The organism is Janthinobacterium sp. SUN073 (assembly GCF_030397665.1).
In the GTDB taxonomy this organism is placed as follows: Bacteria; Pseudomonadota; Gammaproteobacteria; order Burkholderiales; family Burkholderiaceae_D; genus Janthinobacterium.
On sequence record NZ_JAPUBT010000003.1, the window covers coordinates 227,466 to 240,466 of the forward strand.

Sequence of the window (13,001 nt, forward strand, 5' to 3'; positions counted from 1 at the left end):
CCGTGTCCGGCGGTATTGGCAAGAAGTCGGTTTCCCGCACCAGGAATGCATAGATGCGTAGTCACCCGGATAGTCACTATTGCCTATGGGCGCCGCGACCGTGCTGCGGTATACCTGTCGTCATCGTTCAACACTGAGAAAGAGCACCATGTCGATTACCGATTACGCCAGCTTGCTGCGCAGCGCCCGCGACCAGGAACAGCCGCAACGCCTGCTGTTCACCTTTACCCAGGCGCAAGCCCAGCCAGGCGGCCAGGGCAAGTCCCTCACACCCGTGATGTGCGCCGACAAGCTGCCCGATGAACTGGGCAGCTTCGAGACATTGATGGAGGAGTCGAAACAGATGCAGACGCACTGGGACGTGGTCTTCGTGGCGGGACTGGCGGGCCAGGACGGCCAGCCGCCCGCCGCGCAGGACTGCGAGGCGCCCCTGCGCGCCATGGTGACGGCCATCGAGCAAGGCCGCATCGACGGCCTGCTGGCATTTGACCGCAGCGGGGATTTGTTACGTTTTAGCTGAGTCCGGCCAAGGGCGCTCATGCAAATGACGCGCCCTTTCGATCGGACACACGAGCGGCAAAAACTGCTGCTGGCGCGCCGAATACGCCATCAGCGCCCCGCTGTCGATGTCGAAATACCATCCATGCAATTTCAACACCCCCTGTTCCACCCGGCGCTTCAGCCATGGGTAGGTCAGCAAGTTGTCCAGCGACTGCAGGATGCTGGCCAGCTCGCACGCATGGTGCTGCTCTTCCGACGAGCGGTGCGCCAGCTCGCGCCGCACACGCTGCGCCACCGGTTCGGCGATGCGCATCCACTGTCCCACGAAGTCCGTTTCCTGCCCTTCCGCGCGCGGCTGCGGTTCCAGCAGCGCGCGAATGCCGCCGCAGCGCGCGTGGCCCAGCACGATGACCCTGGCCACTTCGAGCTTGCAGACGGCAAACTCGATGGCCGAGCTGACGCCGGGCGGCGCGTCGGGCGTGCACGGCGGCACCAGGTTGGCGATATTGCGCACCACGAACATGTCACCCGGGTCGCTGCCCGTCAGCAGCATGGGGTCGACGCGCGAATCGCAGCAGCCGATCAGCAAGGTCGTGGGCCGCTGCCCGTCGCGCAGGCTGTCGTACAAGGTCTGCGGCTCGCTGAAGTACTGCTGCTGAAACAGGCTGAAGCCGTTGACGAATTTTTCCAGTTCTTCCATGACATACTCTCATTTCCTCAACGTCTGGCAAGAACGACTTGCCAGACATTCCAACTTTAGCAAGGCATCGCCGCATTCTTGCGCGCATAGCACCACCAGGTGATCGCGATGCAGCTGACATAAAAGCCGATGAAGCACCACAAGGCCGCGTCGGGGCTGCCCGTCAGCGAAATCGAGGTGCCATAGCTTTTCGGAATGAAGAAGGCACCGTAGGCCGCCACGGCCGACGTGAAGCCCAGGACTGCCGCGCCTTCCTTGTTGGCGTCAACGATGGCTTGCTCCTGCGCCTCCTTGCCCTTGCCGGCGGCCGCGCGCTGGTGCTCCGTCAAAAAGATCACGGGGATCATGCGGAAGGTCGACGCATTGCCGATGCCCGTGCCGGCGAACAGCAGCATGAACATCCAGAAGAAGCCACTAAAACTACCACCCACGCCGGCTTGCGGCATGAAGTACAGCACGCCCAGCACGGCGCCTATCATCAGCAGGAAGGACCACAGGGTGACGCGGGCGCCGCCCAGTTTATCGGAAATCACGCCACCGGCCACGCGCGCCAGCGCACCGACCAGGGGGCCGAGGAAGGCGTAATCGAGCGGGTTGACGTCGGGGAACTGGATCTTGATCAGCAGCGGAAACGCGGCCGAATAACCGATGAAGGAGCCGAAGGTGCCCGTGTACAGCCAGCACATGAGCCAGTTGTGCTTGCGCTTGAAGATCACGGCCTGCTCGGAAAACGAGGCCTTGGCCGAGGCCAGGTCATTCATGCCGAACCAGGCCAGCAAGGTCGACAGCGCGATGAACGGCACCCAGATGAAGCCCGCGTTTTGCAGCCACATGTCCTTGCTCACGCCATTCTTGACCCAGGTCAGCGAATCGCCGCCCCAGGCGCCGAAGACGGCGAAGGTGATCACCAGCGGCACGACGAACTGCACCACCGACACGCCCAGGTTGCCCAGGCCCGCATTCATGCCCAGCGCGAAACCCTTGCTCGCCTTCGGATAGAAAAAGCTGATGTTGGCCATCGACGAGGCGAAATTGCCGCCGCCGAAGCCGCACAGCAGCGCCAGGATCAGCATGGTCGGATAGCCCGTGTTCACATCCTGCACGGCCAGGCCGATGCCGATGGCGGGAATCAGCAGCGAGCCCGTGGAAATGGCCGTCCAGCGCCGGCCGCCGAAAATCGGCACCATGAACGAATAAAAGATGCGCAAGGTGGCGCCGGACAGGCCCGGCAAGGCCGTCAGCCAGAACAGCTGGTTGTTACTGTAGGTGAAACCGATGTTGGGCAGGTTGACCACCACCACGCTCCACACCATCCACACGGCGAACGCCAGCAGCAGCGCGGGTATCGAGATCCACAGATTGCGCGCGGCCGTGGACTTGCCCGTGTTTTGCCAGAAGCTGGGGCTTTCCGGCTCCCATGTATTGATCATATAGCGGCTCACTGGGTTACTCATAACGTTACTCCTGCAGGTTGATTGGTTGGTGCCGCACGCAGCGGCTTGAACGAGAAGTACATCCAGACGAGGGAAACGCAGACGGTGCCGTACAGCAGCATGAAGGCGCTCGAACGCACGCCGGTGAAGTCCACCAGGGCGCCGAACATCACGGGCAGGATGAAGCCACCGAGACCGCCGGCCAGGCCCACCACGCCAGAGACGGCGCCGATGTTGTCGGAAAAGTCATCGCCGATGAACTTGAAGACGGATGCCTTGCCCACGGCCATGGCAATGCCGACGATGAACAGCAGCGCGGTGAACCACAGCGGCGACAGGCCGATATGGATGGCCAGCGGCCCCGTGACGGTCTCGATCACCATCTGCGTTTGCGGATACGACAGCAGGAAGAAGCACACCCAGCACACCCACATCACGGCCCAGGTCACCTTGGCCGCACCGTATTTGTCCGAGATCCAGCCGCCAAACGCGCGCAGCACGCCGCCCGGCAGCGAGAAGCAGGCAGCCAGCAGCGCCGCGTGCTTCAAATCAAAACCGTATTCGGCCACGTAATACTTCGTCATCCATAGCGCCAGCGCCACATAGCCGCCGAACACCACCGAGTAGTACTGGCAGTAGCGCCATACACGCGGGTCCTTCAGCACCTTCATCTGCGCCGAAAAACTTTCGCCCGATGGTGCCAGGTGCGATTTGTCCGTGTACGAAAACAGCCAGAAGATGATGGCCGTGGCCAGCATGGCCACCGCATACACCTTCGGCAGCATTTGCCAGCCGAAGGCGGCGACGATGCCCGGCGCGACGAACTTGGTCAGCGCGGAACCGGAGTTACCGGCGCCGAAGATGCCCATCGCCAGGCCGCGGCGCTCCTTTTCATACCAGCGCGCCACATACGGTGTGCCGACGGAAAACGAGCCGCCCGCCAGGCCCACGAACATACCCAGCACTAGGAAGTGCCAGTAGGCGGTAGCGTAGGAAATCAGGTAGATCGGCACCACGCTGGCCAGCATCAGCAGGAAGAAGACGCGGCGTCCGCCGTATTTGTCCGTCCAGATGCCCAGCGGCACGCGCACGAGGGAGCCCGTCAGCACAGGCATGGCGGCCAGCAGGCCGAATTGTGTTTCAGTCAAGCCCAGGCTGGTCTTGATGGGGATGCCCAGTACGGCAAACATCATCCATACCGCGAAGCAGATGGTAAATGCGAAGGTACTGCTGATCAGTACGGACGCCTGCTTGCGCCGCATGCCGGGTTCGACTGCCTTGTTACTACTGTTGTTCTTAGTGCCATCTAGGGTAGCCACGATGTTTCTCCATGAATGCACTGGCCGTCTGGCCAGCCGTCCCGACCAGCTTACGTGGCGCAGGGGAAAGGCACTATCGGCCACAGGGTGATTCTGGAAAGGCAATCTGGATAGCCGTATCGGCAAAAGTGACTAGATGGCGCGGTGCGGACCTAGCCTGGATGGCGGGCGTTTTACAAACGCAGGTATTTTTGACACACTCGGCACCGGCACACGAAGGAGCTGGCCGGATTCGTGCCTTGCCAGCACCTTATCCCGGCGACCTATGGCGCGGCGCGCCAAAGGCGGCTATGCTGGCGCCATTGTCAACGCCTGTAAAGTCACCGCATGGATTATCTGAGCCTCAAGCATTTCCACATGGGTTGCGCCGCCGCCAGCGGCTGTCTTTTCCTCTTGCGCGGCGCCTGGATGCTGCGCGCCTCGCCCGCCTTGCAGCAGCGCTGGGTAAAAATCCTGCCGCACCTGATCGACACGGCCTTGCTGGCCAGCGCCATCGCCCTGGCCGTGTGGAGCGGCCAGTCGCCGGGCAGCCAGCCCTGGCTGGCCGCCAAGCTGTGCGCGCTGGTGGCCTACATCGTGCTGGGCACCATCGCCCTGAAACGGGGCAAGACGCCGGCCGTGCGCGGCGCCGCCTTCGCGCTCGCCGTGCTGGTCTTCGCCTACATCATCGGCGTGGCCATCACCAAGCAGGCCTGGCCGCTCTGATGCATCAGAAGATGTAGCGCAGGGTGATGCTGGCATTGCGCGGCGCGCCCCAGTAGCCCTGGTTGTACATGCCGAGCTGGCTGTAGTAATGCTTGTCGAACAGGTTGTTGACGTTCGCCTGCAGCGACAGCTGGCGCGACAGCGCGTATTTCGCCATCAGGCTGGCCACGGCATAGCCGCCCTGCTCCACGCGCTCCGTGCCCTTCGGCCCCGTGGCATCGCGGTAGGCGCCGCTCTGCCAGTTCACGCCGCCGCCCACCGATAACGCGCGCCAGTCGCCATGCAGCTGATACGTGGAAAACACGCGCGCCAGGGTTTGCGGCACATAGCTGTTCAAGCGCGCGCCCGCGTTGTCCTCAGCCGCCGCGTGCGACACGCTGGCCGATACGTTCCAGCCCTTGGCCAGCTCGCCCGAGACGTCCAGTTCCACACCTTTGCTGGTGGTGCCCGAGGCCGCGAAATACGCCTGCGTCAGCGAATTGCCGACAAAATGGCCCGTGTCTTCCTGCGCCAGGCCATCCTGCGCGATGCGGAACACGGCCAGTGCCGCATTGAGTTTGCCGCCAAAATACTCGCCCTTCACGCCCGCTTCCACATTCTTGCCCTGCACGGGGTCGAGATAGCGGCCAAACCGGTCCTGGTAGCCCTGCGGCTTGAAGATCTTGCTGTAGCTGGTGTACAGCGCATGCTGCGCGTCGATATCCCATACCAGCCCCGCATACGGCGTGACGGCATGCTTGGCATAGGCGTAGCTGCCACCCCAGTCATCGACGTGGTCCGCCTTGTAGCGGCTGTAGCGCGCGCCGACGATCAGTTTCAGGGGATCGGCCAGCGAAAAGCGCGCCGTGCCATAGATGCCGCGCTGCTGCACCGTGTCGAGCAGTTGCCAGCGCGAGAAAGTCGGGGTATTCCAGTCCGGCTCCGGCGTCACGCCCTGCCATTGATGGAAATTGCCGTAATCGACGCTGCTGCCGGCAATACCCGGATTGCTGGAGAACTGGTTGCTGCCCGAGACGCCGAACGCCAGGTCGTGCGTGCGCCCCAGCAGTTGCAGCGGTCCCTGTACATAGGCGTCGACGCTGTCCTGGCGCCGCGTGCCCGAGTAAAAGCCGGCGTAGCCCGTCACGCCCTGCCCCGTGGCATTGTCCGGCCAGGTATTGGCGAAGAGCTCGGCCGCCGAATAATCGCCCCAGCCGTGATTCAGCATGGCCGTCAGATTCCAGCCGCCGCCCAGGCTTTGCTCCAGGCGCAAGAAAGCCGTCTGGCTGGTACTGAACCAGCGGCTCCAGGTGGTGGCTGTGGTGGCGGAGCGGGAAAACGTAGCGCGCTCGCCATCCGCATACCACAGCGGCAAACCGCCATACATGCCGCCGCGCGGGCGATTATCCTGGTATTCATAACCGGCGATCAGTACGCTGCCGGGCGCCAGGTCCGCTTCCACGGTGGCGTAGGCCATGGCCTTCTTGCCGTGATACAGGTTCACATACGATTCGCTGTCCTGGTAGCTGGCCACGACACGGCCACGCACCTTGCCGTCCGCAGTCAACGGCGTGGACAGGTCGGCGCTGGCGCGCGCATTGTTCCAGGAACCCAGGCTCAGGGCCGCATTCCCGGCCAGCTGCCCCGATGACGCGCGCTTGCGCACCAGGTTGATGGTGGCCGACGGTTCGCCCGCGCCCGTCAGCAGGCCGGTGGCGCCGCGCACGATCTCGACCCTGTCGTAGGCCGTCATGTCCAGCGTGCTGTCGCCCACGTTGTAGGCATTGTCGACCGTGGTGGGGATGCCGTCGTACTGGTAGCTGGCAATGGAAAAGCCGCGCGCGAAAAACGAGGTGCGGTCGCTGTCGTAGCGGTTGATGGCGATGCCGGCCGCGTTTTGCAGCACGTCTTCCACCGTTTGCAGGTTCTGGTCATCCATTTGCTGGCGCGTGACCACGCTGACGGCTTGCGGCGTCTCGCGCACGGACAGGCCCAGGCGCGTGGCCGAGCGCATGGTCTGCGTCGTATAGGCGCCGCTGCCTTCCGTCGCGCCGTTCGCATCAAAGCTGGCACTGACCTTCATCTCGGGCATGGTCTGGCCGCCATCGGCCGCTGCCGCGTCGAGCACATAGCCGCCATTTGCCTGCGGCACCGCACGCAAGCCTGACCCGGCGACGATGGCGCCCAGCGCTGCAGGCACGCTGTAGCTGCCCGTCAGGCCGGCGCTGCGCTTGCCCGCCAAGGCGGCGGCCTGATAGGAAAGCATGGTGCCCGTCTGCTGACCGAAGCGCACCAGTACCTGTTCCAGGGTGCCGGCAGGTATCGCCAGCTCGATGCGCGCCGTATTGGCTGCCTGGGCAAGGGGGGCGGCAGCCGAGGCGCCGCTGGCGGCGAACAACCACAGGGCCTGGCTGACGGCCAGCGCCGCCACGCGGCGGCGGCATACGGTGGAAGCGGAAGAAGCGTAAATAGGAGTTGTGCTGGGCATGCGGGCTATTTTCATGAAAGTGAATGAAGGGTTCACTTGCCATGTCACGCGAAAATCGAAAACCCCTCAGTTTTTCAGAAAGTATTTATGCATGCTGCCGATGCGGCACCACGCTCACCCAGAAACGCGTGCTCTGGCGCACGTCGACGGGCAAGGTGCGCGTCAGCATGTCCAACACCTGCCCCGTATCGGCCAGCGGGTAGATGCCGGACACGCGCAGATGGGCGATGGCCGGATCGCAAGCCAGGCGCCCATGGCGGTAGCGCGCCAGCTCGCCGATAAAATCGGCCAGCGGCATATCGTGCGCCACCAGCATGCCCGTCGTCCAGGCGTCCGCGCCGGCAGGCAAGGCTTCGACGGACCCGATGCGGCCCGCCGTGAACATCGTTTGCTGGCCGGGGTGCAGCCTTTGCACGGCGCCGGGCGCCAGCATTGGCATGATGTCGACCGCGCCCGCAAACACGCCCAGGCGCGTGACTTCGCCACCGGCGCGCACGGCAAAGCGCGTGCCCACCGGTTGCAAGCGGCCCTGGGCCGTCTGCACAATAAAAGGCCTGCCGGCCGGATCGCGCGCCGTGCTGACCATGATCTCGCCCCTTAATAACGTCACCAGGCGCTGGCGCGCGTCATAGCGCACGTCGATGGAGGTGGCCGTATTGAGGGCGATGCGCGTGCCGTCGTCCAGCACGACGTGGCGCAGCTCGCCCGTACCGGTACGGTAATCGGCCAGCCAGAAGCGCGCCTGCTCATCGCCGCCCACCAGCCAGGCGCCGCCGCCCACGGCCAGCAGCGCCAGGAATTTCAACGACTGGCGGCGCGCGGCATTGGCCTGCGCATGGATCGGTTTGCGCGCCAGGGTGCCATGCGCCAGCGGCGCGGGCAAGGCACGCATGCGCGCCATGCAGCCTTCCACATGCTGCCAGGCTTGCTCATGTTCCGGGTCGCTGTCGCGCCAGGCGCGCCAGGCCTGCTCCACTTCCGGCGCTACGTCGCCAGCCTGCAGGCGCACCAGCCATTCGACAGCCTGCAGGCTGGCCGCTTCCGGCGTGGAGGCGCCCATCACGGTGCCGGAGGAGAAAAGAAACACTGGTGCATGGCTTTCACCAGGTAGCGCTGCACGGTGGCCAGCGAGACATTCAGTTCCAGCGCGATGGCCGCCTGCGGCATGCCATCGAGCTGCGACAGCAGAAACGCGCGGCGCACGGCCGGCGCCAGGCCATCGAGGCGGCGGTCGATGTCGAACAGGGCTTCGAGCAAAATCGCCTGCGCTTCGGGATCGGGCGCGTGCTGCGCCGGCAGGCTGGCCAGGGTGTCCAGATACGCCGCTTCCAGGTCGCGGCGGCGGTACAGATTGCCCAGCACGCCCTTGGCCACCGTCGTCAAAAAGGCCCGCGGCTCGCGCACGACGATGCTTTCTTCGCGATTGAGCAGGCGCATGAAAGTGTCGTGCGCCACGTCGGCCGCATCAAAGGCGTTGCCCAACTTGTGCCTGAGCCAGCCTTGCAGCCACCGGTGGTGATCGTGATACAGGCTGCCCACCTGCTGGTGAACGCCGGGTTGGGCAGGCGGCACGTCGCATACTCCCTAGCTTGCAAATAATAATGATTCGCATTCTATCCCTATGCGGTGCCGCGGCGCAAGCGACCTGCCGGCCGCTGCCCCACCCTGCACCTGCTTATTTGGCGCTGTTTTTTTCCAGAAGTTTCTTGCCGGTGGCGTCCTTTAGCCACCATTCACGCACCTCGAGCGCCTTGTTCTCGATGCTGGCATTGGCCAGCAAGGGATTTTTCTTCAGGTAGACGATATCTTCCTCGAAATTGTCGTGTATCGAAGCCACTTCCAGGAAACGGTTGGCATCCAGACGTCCCAGGTAGATGACCTTGCCAGCCACGACGTCAAACTCGATCGCCTTCGGCGACGATTCGGAGTACTTGGACCTGCTTCCATAGTCAAGCAGCCAGATGAGGATGCGGTAGCGTCCCGGCGTCAGCTGCAGCGCAAAAGTACTGCCCTTGCCCGTAGGCACTTTTGGCGCGACATTCTGCAAGGAGACCTGGCCGGAGGGAGCATGGCTGGATAACCACAGATCTTTGTCCTTGTTGCCGGCAAGGTCGCTGCTGACAATGCCGAATCTGGCGCCATGCGCCTCGAAGACGGCGCGCTCGAATACGGTGCCGACGACAACGCCCTTGGCAGGGTCGGGGGTCGTGTAGGTAAACGCAGGCGCGCTATTGTGGCCGGTGACGCAGCCGGACAACAGCGCAGGCAGCAAGACGGCGCACGCCAGCGCGCGCAGCATGGTGGTTCGGACAAACATGGATGATCCTGGATGAAATGAAGAAAATGGGTAACAAGTAACGGGCAAAGGGCGACAAGCGCACCTGTGCCTGCCTGGGCATTGAAAAATATTTCCACATGGGAATATTTTTAGTGTATCCGCTTGGCAGGAAAATGTCTAGTTGATAAGTAGTCGAAGAACACAGTACGATTTCTGCGGAACGCGGCAAGCCGCACGGCGATGATAGTATTAACAACATCATGCACGCGCTGGCCATCCCGGCCATGCCGCCCCATTGAAAGGCAAACATGCTGCTATCTGAACTGCTGACCAAGCTGACCTGCGGTGAACTGGAAGGAGAGGAACTCGACGAAGCCGTCACCGCCATCACCGACGCGCCCTCCGCTCCGCGCGACGAGTGGATCGACAGCGATGCGCAGGCCTACACGGTGGCGATCCTCTTGCACCTGGCCTGCTATATGGCGTCGAGCGACAAGCTCGATGAACTGCACGAACAGATACAGGACATGTTCGACGAATTCCCGGACTTCCCCTATGAAATGCTCGAGGACAGCGGCGGTAGCGCGCTGCCCTATTTCGAGTGGCTGGACACGGAACTGGCACAGCGCGCCGTGGAAGACGGCGGCTATGAGCTGATCCAGATCGACGGCAACGGTTCCGACGAAATGGATGCGCTGGTGGTGTACCGGCGCGATACAAACGACATCATCCAGGCGGCGGCATTGATGGGCGTGACGATACGCCAGCCGCTCACCTACTATCGCGGCATCGAAGCGATGGTGGGCAAGCGGCCGTTCTGAGACCCCACGCCTATTGCATCGGCAAAGCCGCCACATCGACGGAGGGCAGCAGGCCCGTGGCCGGGCGCGTGAAGTTCTGGCCGGTTTTCACGTACTCGGCAAAAAAGCCGCCGTTACGCAGGTAGAACTTGCCGTTTTCCAGGCCGCCCGCGTAATCCATGCGCTGCGCATTGGTGGCCGTGGCATCGCCCGTGTAGCGCCCTGCCGTCACTTCGGACCAGGCGCCGGAAACGTTCCTTGCCCACTGGTTGCCGAACTGGACGCGGCGCTCCGTGTGGCCCAGGGTATCGATGAAGTTCTCGAGAAAGGAATGCACGCGCGTCAGATACGTGGAAATCGCCGGCCGCTTCCAGGTGGCGATGTAGCGCCACTTGCCCGTTTCCGGCGCAAAGAACCAGGCCGAATAATCGCTGCCGCCCTTGCCGTCGGGCCGCGCGCGCGTGATGAAGCGGTACGTGGTGCCGGCCACCCAATTATATGAAAGGTAGGTTTGCCCACCCGTGCCCTCGCCGCCAAATGCATTGTCGATGACGCCCTCGCCCTTGCTGACCAGGGTGGTCTTGGCGCCATTCTCGGCATCCCACACCGAGAACAATATCCAGCGTTCGCTCGGTGACTTCACCTGGATGCCCATGTAGCCCTGGCCAAAGCCGTTGGCCATGAAGTAGGAGCCGATCGCGTCCTGCCCCTGGGGTATCGTCATCTCGTTATAAAAATACTCGGTATTGGCCGGCACCGCGTAGCCCATGTGCACGGACGGTCCGCGCCGCGACCAGTAGTAATTGGCCGGGTCACTCGCGTAATTGAGCGCGGCGCTCGACGCCACCTTCAACGCGGCGACCTCGCCGAACGTGGCCTTGGCGCGCGTCAATCCCTGCAAGTCCACCTTCACATAGCCGGCCGCCGGCACATTGACCGTACCGACGGCGTAGGTCTTGCGCACCTTGCCGGCCAGCTTGACGTCGAACGGCGTGCCGTTGATCTTCACGCGGATGGTGCTGTTGCCGCCATCGGCCAGGCTGGCATCGAGCGCCACCTGGACGGGACCTGCTTCAGCCACGCGGAAATACGTGCTGGCGACGGTAGCCGGATTGCTCCAGCCGGTCAGGCCATGCTCGCCGATGACGGCGCCCTTGTCTGCACTGGTGATGAAGGCATTGCCGGCCAGTTCCACGCTGGCGGGCGTCGCGGACGCCATGGGCGCGGCCACGCAGGCGGCCACGCAGGCGGCCAGCAAGGGCATGGCGGGAAGGACGGCATGGAGTAGTGCACTTCGGTGTTTCATCAACGTCTCCTGATATGAAAAAAAACCGCTACGGCGGCAGGCGCGGTAGCGGGTTGTGAAGCCTTAGTACTTGCCGTCGAGGGCGAAGATCGGCTTGCGCGCTTTCCACTGGCCGCCCGTGAAGTCGGGGAAGTCCAGGGTCTGGAAGTTGGCGGCGATCGATTGCTCGGACAACGGCGTGATGGCGCTCCACGTCACGGCGTCGTAGATATCGATCGGCATCGGCGCATTGGCCTTCAATGCTTCGACAAAGGCGTGGATGACGAAGAAGTCCATGCCGCCGTGGCCCGCGCCTTCGGCTTGCGCCGCATACTTGCGCCAGACCGGATGCTCATACTTGTCCTGGTAGGCCTTGAAATCATCCCACTGGTGCGGCTTGCTGACGCCTTCGATGTGGATCGAGTTGTTCAAGTCCATCCACAGGCCGTCCGTGCCTTGCACGCGGAAGCCCAGCGAATACGGGCGCGGCAGGCTGGTATCGTGCTGCAGGATAATGGTTTCACCGTTTTCACACGCCAGCGTGGTGGTGACGACGTCGCCCAGCTTGAATTTCACCTTGGCGTTCGCATGCTGCGCGCCGCCCGGCTGCTTGACGATGTAGTCGTGCAAGCCGCGCGCCTTGGTGGCGAAGGCGTTGATGCGCGTAAAACGGTTGCCGCGGTTGATATTGGTGTACATGGCGCACGGGCCGATGCCGTGGCTCGGATACAGCTCGCCATTGCGCTCGACCGAGTGCTGCGTGCGCCAATGGGCTTCCGACCAGCCCTTTTCGCCGAATTCCACGCCGCCGCCATACGGCTTGGCCGGATTGCCGCTGTTGAATTTGACGGCGCGCAAATCGTGCTGGTAGCCGCCCTGCAGGTGCAGCAGTTCGCCGAACAGGCCCGCGCGCACCATCTGCAGCGCAGCCATCACGTCGCGGCGGTAGCATACGTTTTCCAGCAACATGTACGGCGTGCCCGTCTTCAGTTGGGTATTGAGCACATCCCAGTGATCTTGCAGGGTGATGCCGGCCACCACTTCGCAACCGACTGCGATCTTCGCCTGCATCGCGGCGATCGCCATCGGCGCGTGGAATTCCCACGGCGTGGCGATGATCACGCCATCGAGGCCGCCCGCGTCCAGCATGCGCTTGTAGGCTTTCTGGTCGCGGTCTTCGCCGTATGTGCGCGGACGCGGCTTGCCGGCTTTTGCCACCTGGCCCAGCGCGTGTTTCAGCATGATCGGTTCGATATCGCACAGGGCGACCACTTCCACGTCATCGCGGCGCACCAGTTCGGCCAGCAGCACCTGGCCGCGCATGCCCGTGCCGATCAGGCCCAGGCGAACCTTGTCGCGGCCGGCGGCCGGTGCGGCGTTGGCCTCGCCAGGCAGCAAGGCGCTGCCGGCCATGGCGCCACCGGCCAGCGCTGCGCTGGCGGACAGGAAATTGCGTCGATTGATTTGTGTCGTCATTGGTCTCTTCTCGCTTCCATTGGTAAGGATCGTCACC

At 63.4% G+C, this 13,001-nt stretch carries 12 protein-coding genes; 3 read left to right on the forward strand and 9 right to left on the reverse strand.

Going from position 1 to position 13,001, the window contains the following annotated elements:
* The first annotated feature begins 148 nt into the window (after window positions 1–148).
* Window positions 149–520: a ribonucleotide reductase subunit alpha gene (locus O0882_RS11705; RefSeq protein ID WP_289948085.1), complete on the forward strand. Its 372-nt coding sequence runs from the start codon at window positions 149–151 to the stop codon at window positions 518–520.
* Here O0882_RS11705 and O0882_RS11710 read toward each other — a convergent pair.
* From O0882_RS11710 to O0882_RS11720, 3 genes are read right to left on the reverse strand one after another with little or no spacing between them, the layout of a single operon-like run.
* Window positions 506–1,201 (reverse strand): carbonic anhydrase, encoded by a 696-nt coding sequence (locus O0882_RS11710; protein ID WP_100872822.1) that lies wholly within the window; start codon window positions 1,199–1,201, stop codon window positions 506–508. The genes O0882_RS11705 and O0882_RS11710 overlap by 15 nt on opposite strands.
* A gap of 56 nt (window positions 1,202–1,257) precedes the next feature.
* Window positions 1,258–2,643, reverse strand: a complete 1,386-nt coding sequence (locus tag O0882_RS11715) for a NarK family nitrate/nitrite MFS transporter (protein WP_289948471.1) — start codon at window positions 2,641–2,643, stop codon at window positions 1,258–1,260.
* An 8-nt stretch (window positions 2,644–2,651) separates the two neighbouring features.
* Window positions 2,652–3,896, reverse strand: coding sequence for a nitrate/nitrite transporter (locus O0882_RS11720; protein ID WP_289948472.1), 1,245 nt, complete (start codon window positions 3,894–3,896; stop codon window positions 2,652–2,654).
* Between the two features lie 384 nt (window positions 3,897–4,280).
* On the opposite strand from O0882_RS11720, the gene O0882_RS11725 reads away from it, so the two are divergent.
* Window positions 4,281–4,658: a SirB2 family protein gene (locus O0882_RS11725; protein ID WP_289948086.1), complete on the forward strand. Its 378-nt coding sequence runs from the start codon at window positions 4,281–4,283 to the stop codon at window positions 4,656–4,658.
* Between the two features lie 4 nt (window positions 4,659–4,662).
* Here O0882_RS11725 and O0882_RS11730 read toward each other — a convergent pair whose 3' ends face one another.
* The 4 genes from O0882_RS11730 to O0882_RS11745 all read right to left on the reverse strand — a co-directional run bounded on the left by O0882_RS11730 (window position 4,663) and on the right by O0882_RS11745 (window position 9,442).
* Window positions 4,663–7,125, reverse strand: a complete 2,463-nt coding sequence (locus tag O0882_RS11730) for a TonB-dependent receptor (RefSeq protein WP_289948088.1) — start codon at window positions 7,123–7,125, stop codon at window positions 4,663–4,665.
* Window positions 7,126–7,210: 85 nt separating this feature from the next.
* Window positions 7,211–8,212, reverse strand: coding sequence for a FecR domain-containing protein (locus tag O0882_RS11735; RefSeq protein WP_289948090.1), 1,002 nt, complete (start codon window positions 8,210–8,212; stop codon window positions 7,211–7,213).
* Window positions 8,185–8,697 carry a sigma-70 family RNA polymerase sigma factor gene (locus O0882_RS11740; protein ID WP_289948092.1) on the reverse strand — a complete coding sequence of 171 codons (513 nt, stop codon included), beginning with the start codon at window positions 8,695–8,697 and terminating at the stop codon, window positions 8,185–8,187. The genes O0882_RS11735 and O0882_RS11740 overlap by 28 nt, the downstream gene beginning before the upstream one ends.
* Before the next feature lie 103 nt (window positions 8,698–8,800).
* Window positions 8,801–9,442 (reverse strand): hypothetical protein, encoded by a 642-nt coding sequence (locus O0882_RS11745; RefSeq protein WP_289948094.1) that lies wholly within the window; start codon window positions 9,440–9,442, stop codon window positions 8,801–8,803.
* A 269-nt stretch (window positions 9,443–9,711) separates the two neighbouring features.
* Here O0882_RS11745 and O0882_RS11750 point away from each other — a divergent pair, with 269 nt between their 5' ends.
* Window positions 9,712–10,224 (forward strand): hypothetical protein, encoded by a 513-nt coding sequence (locus O0882_RS11750; protein ID WP_289948096.1) that lies wholly within the window; start codon window positions 9,712–9,714, stop codon window positions 10,222–10,224.
* Window positions 10,225–10,234: 10 nt separating this feature from the next.
* Here the strand turns inward: O0882_RS11750 and O0882_RS11755 are convergent, their stop codons facing one another.
* Window positions 10,235–11,509 (reverse strand): DUF3472 domain-containing protein, encoded by a 1,275-nt coding sequence (locus O0882_RS11755; RefSeq protein WP_289948098.1) that lies wholly within the window; start codon window positions 11,507–11,509, stop codon window positions 10,235–10,237.
* A gap of 63 nt (window positions 11,510–11,572) precedes the next feature.
* Window positions 11,573–12,964, reverse strand: coding sequence for a Gfo/Idh/MocA family oxidoreductase (locus O0882_RS11760; protein WP_289948099.1), 1,392 nt, complete (start codon window positions 12,962–12,964; stop codon window positions 11,573–11,575).
* Window positions 12,965–13,001: the final 37 nt, after the last annotated feature.

Excerpts from the sequence above, each read along its gene's own strand:
- O0882_RS11730 (WP_289948088.1), bottom strand. The coding sequence starts at position 7,125 with ATGCCCAGCACAACTCCTATTTACGCTTCTTCCGCTTCCACCGTATGC.
- O0882_RS11705 (WP_289948085.1), top strand. The coding sequence starts at position 149 with ATGTCGATTACCGATTACGCCAGCTTGCTGCGCAGCGCCCGCGACCAG.
- O0882_RS11750 (WP_289948096.1), top strand. The coding sequence starts at position 9,712 with ATGCTGCTATCTGAACTGCTGACCAAGCTGACCTGCGGTGAACTGGAA.
- O0882_RS11745 (WP_289948094.1), bottom strand. The coding sequence starts at position 9,442 with ATGTTTGTCCGAACCACCATGCTGCGCGCGCTGGCGTGCGCCGTCTTG.
- O0882_RS11760 (WP_289948099.1), bottom strand. The coding sequence starts at position 12,964 with ATGACGACACAAATCAATCGACGCAATTTCCTGTCCGCCAGCGCAGCG.
- O0882_RS11725 (WP_289948086.1), top strand. The coding sequence starts at position 4,281 with ATGGATTATCTGAGCCTCAAGCATTTCCACATGGGTTGCGCCGCCGCC.
- O0882_RS11710 (WP_100872822.1), bottom strand. The coding sequence starts at position 1,201 with ATGGAAGAACTGGAAAAATTCGTCAACGGCTTCAGCCTGTTTCAGCAG.
- O0882_RS11755 (WP_289948098.1), bottom strand. The coding sequence starts at position 11,509 with ATGAAACACCGAAGTGCACTACTCCATGCCGTCCTTCCCGCCATGCCC.
- O0882_RS11720 (WP_289948472.1), bottom strand. The coding sequence starts at position 3,896 with ATGCGGCGCAAGCAGGCGTCCGTACTGATCAGCAGTACCTTCGCATTT.